19 protein-coding genes are annotated in these 18,160 nt (G+C 72.6%); 9 read left to right on the top strand and 10 right to left on the bottom strand.

The window, feature by feature from the left end:
• Positions 1 to 2: 2 nt before the first annotated feature.
• Positions 3 to 989 (top strand): NAD-dependent epimerase/dehydratase family protein, encoded by a 987-nt coding sequence (locus tag C1J01_RS00725; RefSeq protein WP_111175091.1) that lies wholly within the window; start codon positions 3 to 5, stop codon positions 987 to 989.
• A 14-nt stretch (positions 990 to 1,003) separates the two neighbouring features.
• Positions 1,004 to 2,428: a glycosyltransferase 87 family protein gene (locus tag C1J01_RS00720; RefSeq protein WP_111175090.1), complete on the top strand. Its 1,425-nt coding sequence runs from the start codon at positions 1,004 to 1,006 to the stop codon at positions 2,426 to 2,428.
• Here C1J01_RS00720 and C1J01_RS00715 read toward each other — a convergent pair.
• The 4 genes from C1J01_RS00715 to C1J01_RS00705 form a co-directional block, all read right to left on the bottom strand.
• The gene (locus tag C1J01_RS00715) at positions 2,375 to 2,833 is read right to left on the bottom strand and encodes a hypothetical protein (RefSeq protein ID WP_111175089.1); all 459 of its coding nucleotides are present in this window, start codon (positions 2,831 to 2,833) and stop codon (positions 2,375 to 2,377) included. The two genes, C1J01_RS00720 and C1J01_RS00715, sit on opposite strands and share 54 nt — an antisense overlap.
• Positions 2,830 to 4,140, bottom strand: coding sequence for a molybdopterin-dependent oxidoreductase (locus C1J01_RS00710; RefSeq protein WP_111175088.1), 1,311 nt, complete (start codon positions 4,138 to 4,140; stop codon positions 2,830 to 2,832). The genes C1J01_RS00715 and C1J01_RS00710 overlap by 4 nt, the downstream gene beginning before the upstream one ends.
• A 64-nt stretch (positions 4,141 to 4,204) precedes the next feature.
• On the bottom strand, positions 4,205 to 4,366 hold the full coding sequence (locus C1J01_RS49490; protein ID WP_181448504.1) for a hypothetical protein: 162 nt from the start codon (positions 4,364 to 4,366) through the stop codon (positions 4,205 to 4,207).
• A 130-nt stretch (positions 4,367 to 4,496) separates the two neighbouring features.
• Positions 4,497 to 5,228 carry an aminoglycoside phosphotransferase family protein gene (locus C1J01_RS00705; protein ID WP_235854152.1) on the bottom strand — a complete coding sequence of 244 codons (732 nt, stop codon included), beginning with the start codon at positions 5,226 to 5,228 and terminating at the stop codon, positions 4,497 to 4,499.
• Between the two features lie 241 nt (positions 5,229 to 5,469).
• On the opposite strand from C1J01_RS00705, the gene C1J01_RS00700 reads away from it, so the two are divergent.
• The 7 genes from C1J01_RS00700 (at position 5,470) to C1J01_RS00670 (ending at position 11,094) form a co-directional block, all read left to right on the top strand.
• On the top strand, positions 5,470 to 6,864 hold the full coding sequence (locus C1J01_RS00700) for a sensor histidine kinase (RefSeq protein ID WP_111175086.1): 1,395 nt from the start codon (positions 5,470 to 5,472) through the stop codon (positions 6,862 to 6,864).
• A 108-nt stretch (positions 6,865 to 6,972) separates the two neighbouring features.
• Positions 6,973 to 7,893 carry an ABC transporter ATP-binding protein gene (locus C1J01_RS00695; RefSeq protein WP_235854151.1) on the top strand — a complete coding sequence of 307 codons (921 nt, stop codon included), beginning with the start codon at positions 6,973 to 6,975 and terminating at the stop codon, positions 7,891 to 7,893.
• Positions 7,890 to 8,687 carry an ABC transporter permease gene (locus C1J01_RS00690; protein ID WP_181448503.1) on the top strand — a complete coding sequence of 266 codons (798 nt, stop codon included), beginning with the start codon at positions 7,890 to 7,892 and terminating at the stop codon, positions 8,685 to 8,687. Before C1J01_RS00695 ends, C1J01_RS00690 begins: the two co-directional genes overlap by 4 nt.
• 10 nt (positions 8,688 to 8,697) lie before the next feature.
• Positions 8,698 to 9,858 carry a sensor histidine kinase gene (locus C1J01_RS00685; RefSeq protein ID WP_111175083.1) on the top strand — a complete coding sequence of 387 codons (1,161 nt, stop codon included), beginning with the start codon at positions 8,698 to 8,700 and terminating at the stop codon, positions 9,856 to 9,858.
• The gene (locus tag C1J01_RS00680) at positions 9,855 to 10,460 is read left to right on the top strand and encodes a response regulator transcription factor (protein ID WP_111175082.1); all 606 of its coding nucleotides are present in this window, start codon (positions 9,855 to 9,857) and stop codon (positions 10,458 to 10,460) included. The genes C1J01_RS00685 and C1J01_RS00680 overlap by 4 nt, the downstream gene beginning before the upstream one ends.
• A gap of 71 nt (positions 10,461 to 10,531) precedes the next feature.
• Entirely contained in the window at positions 10,532 to 10,765 is a 234-nt protein-coding gene (locus C1J01_RS00675; RefSeq protein WP_111175081.1) for a hypervirulence associated TUDOR domain-containing protein, read from the top strand.
• Positions 10,762 to 11,094, top strand: coding sequence for a DUF3140 domain-containing protein (locus C1J01_RS00670; protein ID WP_111175080.1), 333 nt, complete (start codon positions 10,762 to 10,764; stop codon positions 11,092 to 11,094). Before C1J01_RS00675 ends, C1J01_RS00670 begins: the two co-directional genes overlap by 4 nt.
• 85 nt (positions 11,095 to 11,179) lie before the next feature.
• Here the strand turns inward: C1J01_RS00670 and C1J01_RS00665 are convergent, their stop codons facing one another.
• Genes C1J01_RS00665 through C1J01_RS00640 form a run of 6 tightly spaced genes read right to left on the bottom strand, consistent with a single transcriptional unit; the run spans position 11,180 to position 17,834 of the window.
• Entirely contained in the window at positions 11,180 to 12,655 is a 1,476-nt protein-coding gene (locus C1J01_RS00665; protein WP_220039658.1) for a sulfatase family protein, read from the bottom strand.
• 14 nt (positions 12,656 to 12,669) lie between these two features.
• The gene (locus C1J01_RS00660; protein WP_111175078.1) at positions 12,670 to 14,013 is read right to left on the bottom strand and encodes a sulfatase-like hydrolase/transferase; all 1,344 of its coding nucleotides are present in this window, start codon (positions 14,011 to 14,013) and stop codon (positions 12,670 to 12,672) included.
• Positions 14,010 to 15,368 carry an ABC transporter substrate-binding protein gene (locus tag C1J01_RS00655; RefSeq protein WP_111175077.1) on the bottom strand — a complete coding sequence of 453 codons (1,359 nt, stop codon included), beginning with the start codon at positions 15,366 to 15,368 and terminating at the stop codon, positions 14,010 to 14,012. Before C1J01_RS00655 ends, C1J01_RS00660 begins: the two co-directional genes overlap by 4 nt.
• Entirely contained in the window at positions 15,365 to 15,997 is a 633-nt protein-coding gene (locus C1J01_RS00650; RefSeq protein ID WP_111175076.1) for a hypothetical protein, read from the bottom strand. Before C1J01_RS00650 ends, C1J01_RS00655 begins: the two co-directional genes overlap by 4 nt.
• Entirely contained in the window at positions 15,994 to 16,902 is a 909-nt protein-coding gene (locus C1J01_RS00645; RefSeq protein WP_111175075.1) for a carbohydrate ABC transporter permease, read from the bottom strand. Before C1J01_RS00645 ends, C1J01_RS00650 begins: the two co-directional genes overlap by 4 nt.
• The gene (locus C1J01_RS00640; RefSeq protein ID WP_181448502.1) at positions 16,899 to 17,834 is read right to left on the bottom strand and encodes a carbohydrate ABC transporter permease; all 936 of its coding nucleotides are present in this window, start codon (positions 17,832 to 17,834) and stop codon (positions 16,899 to 16,901) included. The genes C1J01_RS00645 and C1J01_RS00640 overlap by 4 nt, the downstream gene beginning before the upstream one ends.
• Between the last annotated feature and the right edge of the window lie 326 nt (positions 17,835 to 18,160).

The raw sequence follows: 18,160 nt of genomic DNA, 5'->3' as shown, positions 1-18,160 counted from the left end.
GGATGAACGTGCTGGTGACCGGCGCGGCCGGGTTCATCGGCGGTCACGTGGCCGAGGCGCTGGAGGCGCGCGGCCATCAGGTGACCGCGCTCGACCTGCGGACGGGCGAGGACGTACGCGACGCGACCGCCCTCGGCCGGCTGCTGCCGGGCGTCGACGTGGTCGTGCACCAGGCGGCCAAGGTCGGGCTCGGCGTGGACGTGGCCGACATGCCCGGCTACGCCTCGGTCAACGTGTACGGCACGGCGGTCCTGCTCGCCGCGATGGCGGAGCACGGCGTCGGGCGGCTGGTGCTGGCCTCGTCGATGGTGATCTACGGCGAGGGAGCCTACGACTGCCCGCGGCACGGCCGGGTCCGGCCCGGTCCGCGGTCGGCCGAGGACCTGTCGCGAGGCCGTTTCGAACCCCGCTGTCCCCGATGCGGCGCGGACCTGGTGGCCGCCGCCATCGACGAGGACGCGGCGGCGGACCCGCGCAACGCCTACGCCACGACCAAGCTGGCGCAGGAGCACCTGGCCGCGAGCTGGGCCCGCGAGACGGGCGGAACGGCCGTCGCCCTGCGCTACCACAACGTGTACGGCCCGAGGATGCCGCGCGACACCCCGTACTCGGGCGTCGCCGCGATCTTCCGGTCGGCGCTGGAGGCCGGTCGCGCGCCGAGGGTGTTCGAGGACGGCGGGCAGAGGCGTGACTTCGTGCACGTCCGCGACGTCGCCGACGCCAACGTGGCCGCGCTCGGCGGCGGCCGGCCGGGGACGCTGACCGCGTACAACATCGCCAGCGGGGAGCCGCAGACCGTCGGCCGGATGGCCCGCGAGCTGGCGGCGCTGCGCGGCGGGCCGGAGCCCGTCGTCACCGGCGAGTACCGGCTGGGCGACGTGCGGCACATCGTCGCCTCGCCGGAACGGGCGGCCACCGAGCTGGGGTTCCGCGCACGCGTCGGGTTCGGTGAGGGGATGAAGGAGTTCGCCACCGCCCCCCTGGCCTGACGGGCCGCGTCATCATGCCGAGGTCAGGACAGGGCCCGTCCGAGGTGCGGTCGGCGCCGGGCCGCGTGATCGGCGTCGCCGGCGCGGCCGTGCCTCTCGTGGCCCTGGTCGGCGCGCTCGCCGTGACGATGCGCGCGGGCTCACTGGCCACCGACCCGGCTGGTCTGCTGGGGCCGTACACGATCTGCTGGGCGTTGTTCGCCGTGACGGTGTGGCGGCTGCGGCGCCTGTCGGGACGCGCGGCGGTGTTCCTGGTCGTCGCCGGCGGGATCGCGGTGACCGCCACGGGCCTGCTGGCGCCGCCTGCCACCAGCACCGACTCCTTCCGGTACGCGTGGGACGGCCGGGTGCAGGCGGCCGGCCTGTCGCCCTACGACCGCGCGCCGGCCGATCCCGCGCTGGCGCCGCTGCGCGACCGCTGGCTCTTCCCCGAAGGCGCCGCCTGCCGGGGCCGCGACCGCTATCCCCTTCCCTCCGCCACGGGCGCCCGATCGTGCACGCGCATCAACCGGCCCACGGTCCACACGATCTATCCGCCGCTGGCGCAGGCGTACTTCTGGGTCGTGGACCGGCTCTCGCCCGAGGGGTCGCGGCACAAGCCGCTCCAGGCAGGCGGCGCGGTGCTGGCCTTCGCGACGACCCTCGTGCTGCTGAGGGTGGCTCCCGCGCGGGCCGCCTGGTGGGCGTGGTGCCCGGCCGTGCCGGTCGAGGCGGTCAACAACGCCCACGTCGACGTCCTCGGTGTGCTGCTCACCGTCGTCGCCCTGATCGCCGTGGTCCGGCACGGAGTGCTCGGCGGCGCGTTGCTCGGCGCGGCCACCGCCGTCAAGCTCCTGCCGGCCGTGACCCTGCCGGGCGCGTTGTCCGGCCTGCTCACCAGGCCGCGGCGGGTGCCGGACGCCCTGGCGGTCGTGGGGGCCGCCGTGCTCGTCGTGGCGCTCGCGTACCTGCCGTACGTGCTGGCCTCCCGCGCGTCGGTCCTCGGTTACCTGTTCGGCTACGTGAACGAGGAGGGTTACGGCGACACGGGAGGCAACCGCTACGCGGTGCTGCGGCTGCTCCTGCCGGACTCGTGGGCCGTGCCGGCCGCCCTGGCCGTCGTCGCGGCCGCGGCCGTGGTGGTGTTGTGGCGGGGCGACGCCGAGCGGCCCTGGCAGGGGGCTCTCACGGTGACCGGCGTCGCGTTTCTCGCTTTCACACCGGGCTACTCCTGGTACGCGCTGCTGGTCGTCGCGCTCGTCGCCCTCGACGGCCGGTGGGAATGGCTCGCCGTCCCGGTGGCGGGCGCCGTCGCCTACCTGGGCCGGGCCGAGCCGACGGCGGGGACGGCGGCCTATGTCGCCGCCGCCCTGGTGGTGGCCGGAGCGGCCGCCGTGCGGCTGCGTTCACCGGCGGGACGTGCGCTTCCCCCGCCGCCGCAGCGCGTACAGCAGCCCTGAGCCGGCGAAGAGGGCCACGGTGATCGCCAGCCATCGGGCGAGATAGGGAGCGGTGCTCAGGCCGACGGCACCTTTGTAGTTGCGCTCGGAGGCGCGCAGGACGAGCGGGAACCACACGAGCAGCAGCAGCCCGGACAGCCCGGCCGGCACACGCAGATGGTTGATCGCCGGGGAACGCCCGGAGACGGCGCGGGCCGCGATGTCGGCCGTGGAGTACAACGGGAACAGCACCAGGTCGTGCACGATGACCGCGCCCACGAACCAGACGAGAAAACCCGTCCAGATGCCGGCGGCGACCACCCGGGTGGCGGCGTACGCCGCGAGCGCGAAGCAGGCGGCCAGGAGGAGAAGGTGCCACGGCCCGGCGCCGTAGGCCCTCCGCCACCGGCCGGCGCGCCGGTTCACGGTCGCTCCGGGCGGAAGTCGAGTTCGCGCACCCATTTGGTGTTGTGCACGCCGGGGGCGTTCGGCACGATGATCCGCGCGGGGAATCCGTGGTCGAGCGACAGGTCGGCGCCGTTGACCCGGAGCGCCAGCAGCGAACGCGGGTCGGCCACCTGCCCGGCGCTCAGGGACGCCTGACCGAAGTAGCCCACCCGCTGCAGAGACCTGACGGTGACCATCACCGAGCCCGGCGCGGCTCCCGCCAGGCGGGCGAGGTCCGCCAGGCGCACGCCCGTCCAGACCTGCTCGGTCGACCATCCCTCCACGCAGGCGATCGGCAGCGCGTACGTGTGCAGCGGCATCCTCAGCAGGTCCTCACGGGACAGCCGCAGACCGGCGCCGGCGAGCACGAGCCGCCACTGCGCGCCGGTGTCGGCCGCGCCGACGCCCAGGCTGGCCGCCGTCTTGTTGACCTGGAAGTCGTTGGGGCCGGTCCCGTACACGCGTCCGTGAGGCGCCAGCAGGGCCGTGCGGCGCAGGGGGCCGTCCAGCGTCTGCCCGGCGGACAGGCCGAACATCATCGCCGAGCCGCCGCCGACGAACGCCAGCAACCCGCGCCGGGACATGGTGGGCGGCGCCGGATCGGCCGCCACCAGGCCGTCGGGGTCGCGCGGCTCGGGCCGCGTGCCGTCCAGGCCCGTGCGCAGCTCGCGGCGCAGGTCCCGGGAGCGCAGCGCGCGGATCGCCCGCGGCAGCCGGACGGCGACGTGCACGGCCAGCGCGGCGAGGAAGATCCAGGCGCCGTACAGATGCGCCGGGTAGAAGGAGAACGGGAAGACGTAGAAGAGCTGGATGTTGAGGATGCCGGTGGCGAACTGGAACCCGGCCCCGCCGACCAGGAGCACCAGGCTGGCCCGTTCGATCCCCTCGGCGATCGAACGGGCGGGCGGCCACACGAACAGCTTGGGGATCACCGACCAGAGCTTGGCGAGCAGCACCGGCACCAGCGTCAGCCCGACGACGACATGGGCGCCCTGCGTGACCCGGTACAACCAGACCGGCCGCGTCGGCCAGTCGAACAGATAGAACCCCAGCAGTCCCTTGCCGGGGGTCATGTCGTTCCCCGGCAGCCGCGGGTTGTACGCGGCGTACGACAGCAGCCCGGTGACCGCCACGATCACCAGCCCGGCCAGCAGGGCCAGGCCGAGCACCGACGTGAGCCAGGGACCCCGCAGCGGGCTGCGCCAGAACCCCGGCCGGAACGGCCCGGGCGGCCCGTCCCGCCACCACGCGCCCGCTCTGCCCTCGTCGGCACGCCTCTCCGGCACTGATCCCCCCGAAGTCGATGTCGGATGCCGCCCGCCCGTACCCGGTCCCGGCGGGGCCGGGAGATCAGCCGAGAATGCCGCCGGGAATGACGGACGAGAGCAGCTGACCGACGAGTTCCCCGAGCCCTCCGTCGAGGAGGCCACCGGTGGCGGCAGAGGCGGGAGCGGCGAGCGCGGCGGTGAGCATGCCGCAGGCGGCGAGGACGACGATGAGACGAGTTTTCACGGACGACTCCATGAGTGATAGCGGAAGGCAACGTAGTCGGCACTCTATGTGATGGGCCTGCGGACCAGGTGGCCTCGCGGGTCGGCCGAGCGGCAAAGCCTGGTCGCCGGTCGGGAAAGTGCGTCGTGCCTCAGGGTTTGAGCCTTTCGGCGATGTCCAGCCAGAGCGTGACGTCGGAGGCTGAGAAGTGGCGGATCGCCCAGTCCACCTGCCGCAGGCTCATGTGCGCCCAGCAGACCGGAGCCACGGTGTCGGAGACGTCGACCCGCAGCTCAGGGGCTCGAAGGGCCAGGTCGAAGCGGAGGGTGAACAGGTCGAAGTCCGCGTCGCCGCGAGTGGCGCCGTCCCAGTCGATCACGCCGGTGACGCTTCCGGTCTCGTCCACCAGCACGTTCTCCGGGTGGAAGTCGGTGTGGACCAGGTCGTCGCCCTCGAGGGTGTCGGGGAAGGCGTGGCCGATCTCCTCGATCTGGTCGAGCAGGCGGCGGGTGCGGCTGTCGTAGGCGCGCAGCGAGCCGTGCAGGCAGAATCCCGGCCCGTCGTCGCGCAGGTGGAGCCGGAGAGGTGGCAGGTCCGCCCGCCCGGCGAGCAGGCCGCGGCAGCGCCGGTTGACGTCGACCATGTCCGCGACGGTGCGCGCCGTGGGAACGCGCGCGACGGCGCCGGGAAGCAGTTGCTGGACGACGATCGGGGGGTGCACCAGCTCGTAGCCGGGCGCCGGGATGCCCGCGGCCCGGGCCACGGACAGCAGGTGGCTCACGTCGGGGCCGCGGGTCAGGACGGACCGATGGCCGTCGGGCCAGCGTACGTATGCGGCGCCCACCTGCCCGCCTGGGCAGGGCCCCTCGTAGGTGAGGGGCACGGGCAGCGCGTTCAGGGCTCGGCGAACGTCGAGCTTCGGGACGGGGGGCAGAATGATGGGCTCCTCATGCGGTCGGATCGGGGTTCCTGGCGGCTTTCGAGCGGCGTGGCCCGGGGGCGGGTTGCCGCTTGACCTGCGCATACGTCAGTATTGACGTGATTGAGGTCACATAACGTATCCGTTTCGTCCCCCGCGTCCAGAGCAGAGAGCTTCCCCGCAAGGCGGCTGAGGGGGTCGGAGGATGAGGGTCAGCCACAACATCTCCATCATCGGGCGCGTCACGCTGTTCACCGCCGCGGTCTCGGCCATCCTGTGCACGCTGCTGGCGCTCGTCGTGATGCTGGCCGTCCACCGCTACGCCACCGGCGCGCTCAGCTCCGAGATCCGCTCGGCCGGTGGCCGCGTGGCGATGACGGTGGAGGACCGGGGAGGGGCGGACGGGCCGCTCGCCCGGCAGCCGGGCCGCAACATCCAGGTCGTCGACCACCAGGGGCGCGTCGTCGAGTCCACCCCGGCGCTGCATGGCAAGCCGCCGATGGCGACGTTCACGGTGGACGGCGAGAACACCAGGCAGGAGGTGGTGTGCGGCGGCGTCTTCGGAACGGACCGCTGCGACATCGTGATCGCCCAGTCGGCGCACCGGCCGGAGGGGCACTGGATCGTCTACGCCGCCTCCCCGGTGCTGCCCGTGTGGGTCGAGCCCTGGCTGGCCGCCCTGATCTGCGGGGCGGCGGCCCTGCTGGCGGTGGCCATCACCTATCTCGGCAACCGGATCGTGAGCACGGCACTGCAGCCGGTGTGCGCCATCCGCAAGGAGCTGAACGCGATCAACGCCTCGAGCCTGTCGCGCCGGGTGCCGGCGCCGTCCGCCCGTGACGAGATCCATGAGCTGGCCGACAGCATCAACCACACCCTGGCCCGGCTCGACGCGGCGATGACGCAGCAGCGCCAGTTCGCCTCCGACGCCTCCCACGACCTCAGGAGCCCCATCGCCGCGATGCGCGCGGAGGTGGAGGACGCCCTGCTGGCGCCCGACGAGACCAGCGTGACCACGTTGTGCAACACCCTCATGGGCAGCCTGAAACGGCTGGGGTTGATCGTCTCCGACCTGCTGACCGTGGCCAGGCTGGACGCGGGCGCGCCCGCCGCGCTGGTCCCGATCGACCTGGGCGAGCTGGCGGCCCAGGAGTGCGAGATGCGCCACCAGACGACCAAGACCCTGACCTGCCGGATCGAGCCGGGCGTGGTGGTGCTGGGCGACCGGATGCGCCTCGGCCGCCTGCTCACCAACCTGCTCGACAACGCCGACCGGCACGCGGAGAGCACGATCATGGTCAACGTCAAGCACGAGGACGATGAGCTGTTCCCGGCCGGCGTCGCGCTGCTGGAGGTGATCGACGACGGGCCGGGCATCGATCCGGACAAGCGTGAGCTGGTGTTCCAGCGGTTCGCCCGGCTGGACTCCGCCCGTACCAAGGACGCGGGGGGCAGCGGGCTCGGGCTGGCGATCGCCCGGCAGATCGCCGAGACGCGCGGAGGCAGCCTGCGCATCGAGGACAGCGACCGGGGCGCCCGCTTCGTCCTGCGCCTCCCCCTTCATGGGGGCCACCCCTCCGGCTTCAAGCCCGCCGGCTGACGTCTCCGCCGGTATGACAAATGTCATCGGCCGAACCGGTGAAAATCATGGCGGACTGCTGAGATCACACACTGCCGGGCGGGAGCGCGTACCGGCAGAGTTCTGGGTGTGAACACGACGGCGATCGAGGTGCGGGACCTGCACCAGAAGTACGGCGACTTCGAGGCGGTCAGGGGGATCGGCTTCGAGGTGGGCCCCGGAGAGCTGTACGCGCTGCTCGGCACCAACGGTGCCGGCAAGACGACCACCCTCGACGTGCTGGAGGGCTACGCCGCCCCGACGAGCGGCCGGGTGCGGGTGCTCGGCCACGACCCGATCAAGGAGCGCGCCGCCGTCCGTCACCGGATGGGGATCGTGCTCCAGGAGGCGGGCTTCTACAAGGACCTGACCGTGGACGAGACCGTGTCGGCCTGGCGCCGCTGGACGCCGCGGGCCCAGGGCACGGCCGAGGTCCTGGAGCGGGTCGGGCTGCTGGGCCGCCGCGAGGTGCGCGTCTCGCAGCTGTCCGGCGGCGAGAAGCGCCGGCTCGACCTGGCCCTGGCCGTGCTCGGCAGGCCGGACGTGCTCTTCCTGGACGAGCCCACCACCGGCCTGGACCCCGAGGCCCGGCGGAACGTGTGGGACCTGGTGCGCGCCATGGTCGACGAGGGCGCCACCGTCCTGCTCACCACCCACTACCTGGACGAGGCCGAGCAGCTGGCGCACCGGCTGGCCATCATGCACTCCGGCCGGATCGTCACCGAGGGCACCGTGGCGGGCGTGCTCGGGGAGCGGGGCACGCGGATCACGTTCCGCCTGCCGGGGGTGAGCCCGAGCGACCTGCCGTACCCGCCGGGGCGGGGGCGGCGCTCGGTCCGGCACGACGGCACGGCGTTCACCGTCGAGACCCACCAGCCGCAGCAGGACCTGCGCGAGCTGCTGGCCTGGGCCGACACGCACGGATGGGAACTCGACGGCCTCGAGGTGCGCAGGCCGTCGCTGGAGGAGCTCTTCCTCGAGGTCGCGGAGACGGAAAGGGTGGCGGCGTGAGCTGGCTCTCGATGACCTGGGCGCAGGCCCGGCTCAACCAGACGGTCCTGATGCGGCAGCGCGGCCTGGCCTTCAGCGTGCTGGTGCTGCCGCTGTTCCTGGCGTTCGTCTACACCAGCGGCCCGGCCGCGGGCGGCGCCGTGGCGGGCGTCCCGGCGGGGGTGTTAGCCGCGATCGGGGCCATGGCGGTGGTCTTCCCGTTCTCATACATGACGATCGCGACCGGCGTGGTCGTGCGGCGGGAGGAGCGCGTCTACAAGCGGCTGCGCGGCACCGCGCTGCCGACCAGCGCGATCTTCGCGGGCGACGTCGTGCACGCCACCCTGGTGGGGGCGGTGCAGGCGGCGATCATCGTGGCGTACGCGATCGCGGCGGTGGGCGCGCCGGCGCCGGCGAACGTCCCGCTCATGCTGGTGGCGTTCGTGCTGGGCGCGGCGGTGTTCGCGGCGCTGGCCGTCGGCACGGCCGGGCTCATCCCCAACTACGAGGTGGCGCAGCTGGTGGCGCTGCCGGTGCTGTTCCTCAGCCTGTTCGGGACGGGGATGTTCTTCCCGCTGTCGGTGCTGCCCGACTGGGGGCAGCGCGTGGCCGAGGCGCTGCCGCTGACGCCGATCGTGACCATGCTCCGCGTCGCGTTCCTCGGCCGTGACGTCGCCCAGGAGGGCGCGCCGGAGATCGGCTTCCTGGAGTCCTTCCAGGTGTCGGCCCCGGGCGTGGGGATAGCGCTGCTGTGGATCGGCGTGGGGTTCTGGTGCACCCGCAAGTACTTCCGCTGGGATCCCCGCAGGGCGTGACCGCGATCTCATGAGGACTCCTGTCGTCAACACGAGGGTCATCGCCGGTGTGGCGGTGGCCCTCTTCGTCGGGTCGATGACGGCGGCGCTCACGCTCCCGGTGCTGCAACTGTCGGTGTGGGCGCGTCCGCCGTGGAGCTGGGTCGTCGTGATCCCGTTCGGGCTGCTGCTCGCCGGCTGCTACGCGCGCGTGTTGTGGGCGGCCTTCCTGCGCCGCCACACGTGGCGGCACCGGATCGACGCGGCGGTGGTGGTGCTCATCGGGTACGGCATGCCGCTGTTCGCCGGGCCCGTGTGGACGGCGCTGCCGATGGTGGTCGTCTCGGTCGCGCCGATCGTCTTCGCCCGGCCGGCGGCGGCGTGGGCGGCCACGGGCGTGTCGGTCGCCGTGACGCCGCCGTTGCTGCTGATGATCGGGACGCCGCCACCGATGGCGCTGATCCTCGGGCTGGTGATGATGCCGTTCATGGCCCCGATGACGTACGGCGTGGCCTGGCTCTGCCACCTGGTCGACGACCTGCGCGAGACGCGGGCGGAGCTGGCGCGGCGGGTGGTGGACCAGGAGCGGCTGCGGTTCGCGCGCGACCTGCACGACACGCTCGGTCACACCCTGCACGCGATCGCGCTGCGGGCGGAGCTGGGCGAGCGGCTGGCGGCCGGCGACCCGGCCGGCGCCGGGGCCGGGGCCGAGCTGGCCGAGATCCAGCGGATCGCCCGCTCGGCGGTGCACGACGTGCGCGAGGTGGTCCGCGGGTATCGGGCCACGTCGCTGGCCACGGAGCTGGACGGGGCCGCGGCGGTGCTGACGGCGGCCGGGATCCGGTGCGAGCGGCCGGAGCCGCCCGGCGGCCTGCCCGCGCACGTGCACGGGCCGCTCGGCTGGGTGGCGCGCGAGGCCGTCACGAACGTGCTGCGGCACAGCGCCGCCACCTGGTGCGAGGTCACCGTCCACACGGAGGAGGGGAACGTGATCCTGGAGATCGTCAACGACGGCGCCCCGAGCGGGGCGCGGGTCGTCGCCGGCAGCGGCCTGAGAGGGCTGGCCGAGCGGGTGAGTGCGGCGGGCGGCACGCTGGACATCGCGGCGGCCGGCGGCCTGTTCCGGCTCACCGCCTTCCTGCCGCTCTCCCTCGCAGCGGGCGACGGGCGCCGCGAGGAGGTGCCGGCGTGATCAGGCTGCTGCTCGCGGAGGACCACCATCTCGTACGCGGGGCGTTCGTGGCGCTGCTCGGCGCCGAGCCGGGGATCGAGGTCGTGGGCGAGGCCGGGCGCGGCGACGAGGCCGTGCGGCTGGCCGCCGAACTGCGCCCTGACGTGGCCCTGCTGGACATCGACATGCCGGTGATGGACGGCCTGGAGGCCGCCGAACGCCTGGCCGCGGTCGCGCCCGGCTGCCAGGTCGTCATCGTCACCGGCCACGGCAGGCCCGGCTACCTGCGCCGCGCGATGGAGGCGGGCGTACGCGGGTTCGTCGGCAAGGACCACCCGGCGGCCGCCCTGGCGAAGATCATCCGCCAGGTCCACGAGGGCCGCCGCTACATCGACCCCGAGCTGGCCGCCGACGCGCTCGCCCTGCGGGAGTGCCCCCTCACCCCCAGAGAGCTCGACACCCTGCGTGCCGCGGCCGGCGGCGTCCCCGTCTCCAGGATCGCCCGCGTGCTCGGCCTGTCGGAGGGCACTGTCCGCAACTATCTGTCCGCGGCGGTCACCAAACTCGCCGCCGACAACCGCCACGCCGCCGTGCGCCACGCCAAGGAGATGGGCTGGCTCTGACCGCGTCATCGCAAAAGAGGATTTTCCTGGACGGTCGCGTAGCCGGGCGGGCTGGGGTCAGCCGATAGGACATGAGCGGCAAACGTGAGAACGACCCGTCCGTCGGCGACGAGGTCACCTGGAAGAGCCACGGGTCCACGGCCCACGGCAAGGTGGAGAAGAAGGTCTCCAAGAGGACGAAGGAGGCCGGCCGCACCGTCGCGGCCTCCCCCGACGACCCGCAGTACGTCGTGCGAAGTGACAAGAGCGGGAAGAAGGCCGTGCACAAGCCGTCGGCCCTGCGCAAGGACGAGGACACGAAATGACCGGCGGCGGCGACGGGGACGTCGCGGCCGAGTTCGGCCGGGCGGTGAACATGACCGCCGCGGAGCTGGAGCGCTGGCTGGCGACGGAGGAGTCGAAGTCGGTCGGCCAGAAGGACGACGGCGGCGAGTCGACCGGGCACGCCTCCGGCCGCCGGATCGTCGAACTGCTCAGGAAGCGGAAGTCGTCCTGGACCGACCAGGACTACGCCCACATGGCCAAGGTCGTCGGCTACGTCCACCGGCATCTGGCGCAACGCCCTTCCGGCGACGTGCGGGAGAGCCGGTGGCGCTACTCGCTGATGAACTGGGGCCACGACCCGCTCAAGTGAGCCCGAGCGTCCGCGGGCACCGTTCAGGTCCTCGGACGGGTGTGCCGCTCCTCGATCGGGAGGAGCGGCACACCGGCGGCTCGCGTCAGCGGCCGAAGCCGGTGACGCCGCGGGACTCGTCGAACTGGTGGATGCGGGTCAGCGGCCACTCCTCGTACGGGAAGGTGCGCAGCGCGTCGCCGTCGAAGGCGTCGGCCACGCCCTCCGCGCGCAGGTGGTCGGTCAGCAGCGCGGTCAGCCGGTCGGCGTCCTGCGGCCGCTCGGTCTGCACCGGCTTGACCTCGTGCGGGTCGGCCGCGAGGTCGAACAGCAGCCGGTGCCCGCCGTTGGCCAGCCAGATCAGCTTCAGGTCGCCCTGCCGCACCATCGCCTTGAACCGGCGGGTGCCGGGCCGGCCGTGGTAGCCGTACAGCGTCCGGCGGGGCGGCGCCGTGCCGGTCAGCAGGCCGAGCAGGTCGCTCCCCTGGCGCAGCTCCGGCTCCCCCGCGGCCGAGGTGGCCAGGCCGAACAGATCGGTCAGGCAGACGAGCTCCGACCGGCGGTCGCCGGCCGCGATCCGGCCCGGCCAGGAGATGAGGAACGGGACCCGGGCGGACGCCTCGAAGAAGCTCTCCTTCTGCCAGCCGTGATGGTCGCCGAGCAGGTCGCCGTGGTCGGCGTAGAAGCAGATCACGGTGTCGTCCGCGTCGGGTCTTCGTTCCACGGCGTCCAGCAGGTCGCCGACGCAGGCGTCGATGTAGCTGATCTCGCCGTAGTAGCGGGCCTTCAGGGTCCTGGCACGGTGCGGGTCGACGTTCTCGGCGTAGACCAGGTGGTTCATCCACGGGATGTGCTGGTCGAGGTGGTCGACGGCGCGATCGCCGCCCACCGGGTCGGGCATGCGGTCGGGGTCGTACATCCGGTTGTACGGCAGCGGCGGCGCGAACGGCGGATGCGGGCCGATGTAGGAGACGAACCCGAACCAGGGCCGGCCGTCGTCGGCGGCCATCAGCCCCCTCGCCTCCCGGGTGGCCCACGACTCGACCGTGCAGTCCGCCGGCAACGGGCTGAGCTGCGGCATGTAGTACATGTCGGTCCGCTCCCCCATGAGCGCCTCGATCCAGTCGTACTCGGGGTGCTCGGTCGCGATCCACCGCGCGTACGCGTCGCCGGCGCGCTGCTCGGGGGCGGTGTAGAACTCCTCGCTGTGCCGCTGCACCTCGTAGCCGACCGGCGCGTCCCAGGGCGAGGTGTGGAACTTGCCGACTCCCCAGGTGCGGTAGCCGCGCCGGCCCATCGCCTCGGCCAGGTACGGGCCGCAACGCTCCCGGATGGCGCCGTGTCCCCCGTCGGGGACGGTGTTGTCGTACACGCCGGTCCTGGTCGGCTCGCACCCGGTGCGCAGCGTGTAGCGGGCCGGGACGCAGACCGGGGTGGTGGAGTAGGCGTTGTCGAAGACGGTCCCGCGGGCGGCCAGCCGGTCGAGGTTGGGCGTCGCGATGCCGGTGTTGCCGAGCGCCGCGATGGTGTCGAACCGCTGCTGGTCGGTCATCACGAACAGCACGTTCGGGCGGGTTGACATGTACGGATATCTCCTCATGAAGCGATCAGCCGGGCCCGGTCGCCGCGCAGGGCGGACTCGCGGGCGTTCCACTCCTCGACCAGGCCGAGCTCGGCGAGCAGCCGGTCGGCCGGCCAGAACGCGTCCCCCGACTCCGTCAGCAGCGCGGTCAGCCGGGCGTCGGCCTCGGCGACCTGCCCGGCCGCCGCCGGGTCGGCGACCAGGTTGTCCAGCTGCCAGGGGTCGGCGCGGTCGTCGAAGAGCAGCCACGGCCGGCCGTCGGCGGTGCGCGCGTAGGTCAGGTCCTCGGCGACCAGGCCGCGCCACTCGCCGATGCCCTGGTCGTAGCCGTTGTCGAAGCTGACCCAGTTGCCGGTCAGCAGTTCGCGGCGCAGCGGCCCGCCGGATCGCAGCCGGTCGCCGAGGTCGCGGCCGTACGTCCCGATCGGCGGCAGCCCGAGCAGGCCGAGCAGGGTGGGAGCGAGATCCACCAGGCCCATCAGCCCGGCGGGCCGGCAGGCGGGAACGCCGGGCCCGTTGATCACCATCGGCACCCGGACGGCCTCCGCGTACGGGCTCTGCTTGGCCCGCAGGCCGTGGGCGCCGAGCAGGTCGCCGTGGTCGGAGGTGACCACGATGATCGTGTTCTCGCGGAGTCCGAGCCGGTCCAGCGCCGCCACGACGCGGCCGATCTGCGCGTCCACCGCTGTGATCGCGCTCCAGTAGAGCCGCTGCAGCTCGCGCTGCTCAGGGGTGTCGGGCGTGTTCGGCGGCACCGTCACCCGCTCGGCCGGGTATCCGGCCCGCAGCGGCACGGGCACCGAGTCGTACGGGTCGTGCGGCGGGTTGTAGGAGACGGTGAGGAAGAACGGGCCGTCCTGGTCGGCGAGGAAGTCCACGGCCAGGCCCGTCTGCACCTCCGGCTCGTAGCCGGTGAAGCCGACCCTGCGGCCGGGGCCGGTGTAGTAGTGGCCGTCGATGTGCTCGTGGGAGCAGTCGACTCCGGCGTAGTGGCCGATTCCCGGGCGGGCGGCGGGCGGCACCCACTTGTCGCGGGGCAGCCCGGCCAGATGCCACTTGCCGATCCAGCCGGTCCGGTACCCGGCGCCGGACAGTGCCGTGGCGAGGGTCTCCAGCCGCGGTGACAGCGGCAGGTCGTTGGCGACCACGCCGTGCTCGTGCGGCAGGCGGCCGGTGAGCAGGCTCGCCCGGCTGGGCCCGCAGACCGGCGAGCTCGCGCGTCCGCCGGCGATCGCGGCGCCGCCCGCCGCCAGCCGGTCCAGGTGCGGGGTGCGGACCTGGGAGGGGCCGCCGATCCAGCCCTGATCCTGGCCCCGCCACTGGTCGGCCAGCAGCATGACGACGTTCGGGGGCGTCACGCCTGGAACTCCTGCGGGTCGATCTCGCCGCTCTTGACGGCGGCGTCGTAGGCGGCCTGCATGCGCTGCTGCATCGCGGTGAGCGCCGGCCCGAGCGCGGCCGACGGATCGAGCAGCAGCTTCTCCACGGTCTGGTCGACGCTCTCGCCCTCCACCTGCAGCAGGCCGCCGGGCGTCTTCGGCCACTGCCGGTCGAGCTCGTCCGGCCGGAACTGCTGGAGCAGCGCGTTGTCCTTGATCGCGGCCGAGTCCCAGACGGAGCCGTTCAGCGGGGGCGCCGCCTTCGCGGCCAGGGCCTCCTGGACTCCGTCGCCGACCATCACCTCGAACACCTTCGCGGCCTTCTCCGGGTTCTGGCTGGTCGAGGAGATGGCGTACGGGTAGCCGGCGTTCATGGGCGAGCGCGCCAGCCGCTGCCCGTCCGGCACCGGCAGCGGCGCCGCGACCGCCTTGACGGTGCTGCCGAGGTCGGCCAGCGAGGACACGGCCGCGCTGCTGGTGATGTACATCCCGGACTCGCCCTTGCCGAAGGCGTTGATCGCGACGTCGCCGGTGAGGGTCGCGGCGCCCGGGTAGGCGGTCTTGTCGACGATCATGGCCCGGTAGAGCTCGATGATCGGCGCGTACTTGGCCGACTCGTACGTCTGCGTGGCGGCGTTGAAGAGCCCGAACTGCGCCAGCGCCGCGTCGCCCGCCATCAGCGGGATGTCCACGCTCCACTGCCGGAACCCGGTCGCCTTGATCGGGACGATCATGCCGAACGCCTCGCCCTTGCCGATCTTGGTGATCGCGGCGGCGGCCTCCCGTACCTCGGCGAAGGTCGCCGGCGGCGCGTCCGGGTCCAGCCCGGCCTTCTCGAACAGCTCGACGTTGATCAGCATCCGGTTGGTGAACGCGGTGGTCGGCACCGCGTACGGCACTCCGCCCCAGACCAGCTCGCTGTTCTTCTGGTGGTACGGCGCGGCCTTGTCCAGCACCGCCTTGGCGACCAGGTCGGGCAGCGGCTGCACCCACCCGGCCGCGACGAACGCGCCCAGCTGCGCCGAGGGGCTGTGGAACAGGTCGGGCGCCCGCTTGGTCTGGAATCCGAGCCGGACGATCTCCTCGTACTTGTCCGTCGCCTGCGGCTCGTACGTCACCTGGATGCCGAGGGACTTGCCCTGCTGGGCGTTCCAGGTGCGGAAGAACTCCTGGCGGGCCTTCGCGTGCGCGCCGGCCCGGTCCCACACCACGATCGTGGTCAGCTCGCCGGGGTCGGCGGAGCCGGACGAGGAGCCGCCGCAGCCGACGAGGGACGCCGCGGCGCCGGCGGCGAGCGTGCCGAGGAACCCACGGCGGGTCAAGGAATCAGTCATCGGTGGGCCTTTCTCAACAGGACGCGAACCGCGGCGGCTCGGTCGCAGAGCACGATCACGAAACTGGCCGTCGCCCCGGGCAGCGCGATCGCCGCCGGCAGGCCGAGGTACGGCACCCCGGTCGCCAGGAAGGGCGCGGCCACGGCGGCGGCGATCACGGCCACGCTCGCGCTCAGCGCCAGCTCGATCCGTGACAGGGCCAGCAGGTAGGCCGTCCGCAGGGCCTCGGCGGTGCGGCCCGTGCGCTCGAAGATCACCACCGACCAGGGGGCGACGAGCAGCCACGTCACGCCGGCCACCACGCTGGTCGTCAGCACCAGCCACCCGTAGGCCCCGCCGGGCGAGGGCCCGAGCAGGCCGATCAGCACCAGGGCGGCGACACCGAGATGGCAGCCGGCCAGCGGCAGCGACGGCAGCAGCCGGCGGCCGAGGAACCGCAGCGTCTCGGCCGGACCGAGGGCGGCCTCGCCACGGGCGTGCCGGCGCTGCTGGGCGATCAGCCACAGGGTCGCCGCCGGCGCGGTGACCAGGGGCAGGCTCAGCAGCAGCCAGCAGCAGCTCGTCCAGGCCCAGAACCACCAGCGGGACCAGCCGCGCAGCAGGGCGCCGTCCGGCGCGAACAGGGTCATCCCTTCACCGACCCGTCCGTCCAGCCGCGGACGAAGTGCCGCTGCAGCACGATGAAGATCACCACGATGGGCACCAGCGCCATGTTCGCCCCGGCCAGCACCGTGTTGTACGGCGTCATCCCCTCGGCGGCGTCGTACTGCAGCGCGCTCACGCCGACGACCAGGGTGCGCAGGTCGGGCTCGGCCAGGGAGAACACCAGCGGCACCTGGTAGTTGTTCCAGGAGGCCTGGAAGCCGAGGATCACCGTGGTGGCGAGGATCGGCCGCATCATCGGGAACGCGATCCGCCAGTAGGTGCCGAACAGCCCGCAGCCGTCGACGCGGGCGGCGTCCTCCATCTCGGTGCCGAGTCCCTGCACGAACGCCTTGATCAGGAAGATGTGCACCAGCATGATCCCGGCCAGCTGGACCAGCGCGATGCCGAGCAGGTTGTCCAGGCCGAGCGCCTGGGCGATCACGTACTGCGGGTAGAGCGTGGCGGTGGTCAGGCCGACGAACAGGGTGCCGACGTACAGGCCCTCGACCAGGCGCTGGCCGCGCAGGCTGCGCCGGGCCAGCACGTAGCCGGTCATGCTGGAGACGAGCGTGTCCAGCATGACGACCACGGCGGTGACGATCAGGCTGTTGACGAAGTAGCGGGAGAAGTTCGCCGTCGTCCAGGCGTGCAGGTAGGTGCCCCACTCCCAGACGCGCGGCAGGATCCCGCCGTTCCTGCTGAGGATCTGGTCCAGTGGCGAGACCGACGCGAACAGGCCGAAGACCAGCGGCGAGAGCATGATCAGCGCCGCGGCGACCAGGATCACGTGCACCAGCACGGTGAGCGGGCGGACCGGGCGACGGCGTGGGGCCGCGACGGGCGGGGCGGCCGTGCGGCCGGCGGGCTCGGTGATGACGTCTGTGCTCATGCCGCGGTCCTCCCGCTGCGGTTGATCCGCAGATAGGCGACGGAGATGATGCCGACGATCACGCTGGCGGTGACGCCGAGCGCGGCGGCGTACCCGATCTGCGGCACCGATTCCGGCTCGAAGAAGAACCGGTAGAGGTAGGTGAACATCACCTCGGTGCTCCCGGCGGGGCCGCCGTCGGTGAGCGTCTTGACCAGGTCGAAGCTGCGCAACGTGCCGATGATCGAGATCAGGATCACCACGCGCGTCACGGGGGCGAGCATCGGCAGCACGATGTGCCGCAGCGTCGCCCAGTGGCCGGCGCCCTCCAGCGCCGCGCTCTCCAGCAGGGCGTTCGGGATCGTCATCATGCCGGCGAAGAAGAGCAGCAGGTTGATCCCGAGGTGGGCCCAGACGCCGACGCCGATCAGGCTGCCGAGCGCGGCGCCGGCCTCGCCGAGGAACCGGATCGGCGCCTCCAGCAGGCCCGATCCGGTGAGCAGCTGGTTGACCGGCCCGCCGGTCTCGCGCAGCAGGAAGACGAAGATGATGCCGACGATCGCCGGTGACAGGACGTGCGGCAGGAACAGGATCGTGCGGTACACGGTCCCCCCGCGGACGCCGCGGAAGAACACGTAGGCCAGGACCAGGGCCAGCGGGATCTCGATGACGAGCCGGCCGAAGCCGAACTTCACCGTGTTCAGCACCGCGAGCCACCACTGCTCGTCACCGATCATGCGCTCGTAGTTGGCCAGCCCGGTGAACCGCGGTGCGGAGAAGCCGTTCCAGCGCTGGAAGCTGAACCAGAACAGCCAGCCGATCGGCAACAGCGCGAAGGCGAGATACGGCAGCAGGGCCGGCAGCAGCATCAGGCGGCCGACGCCGTCCTCGCGCCGGTGCCACTGCGCGCGGCGCGGTGCTGACTGCCGTGGCGAACGGACAACTGGGGACATCCGTGCCCTTCCTTGGTCGAGCGCGCCGGGCTGGCCTCGACGCCGATTCGGCGGCACCATTTCGGTTCGGGCCAACTTAGATCGATCTAAACTGAAGGTCAACCTAACCCCAAAAAACCTACAGGTCAACCCTGAAATCACACCTCACAAACCCGCAGGTCGCCCCCCGCACGCAGGCACGAAACCTCCAGGAACGCGGCCGGCCTGCCGGCGACGGTCAGCGTCAGCTGCCTGAACGCGCACGCATGCACGTTGGTCGGTCGCGGTGGGCCCGTCCTGGAGCTGCCAAGGCCGCCCAGTACCTGGCTCTTATACACATCTCCGAG

The organism is Nonomuraea aridisoli (assembly GCF_003236395.1).
GTDB lineage: Bacteria > Actinomycetota > Actinomycetes > Streptosporangiales > Streptosporangiaceae > Nonomuraea > Nonomuraea aridisoli.
Note: the sequence above shows the minus strand (reverse complement) of the source record. Positions and strands in the feature narration are given on the sequence as shown.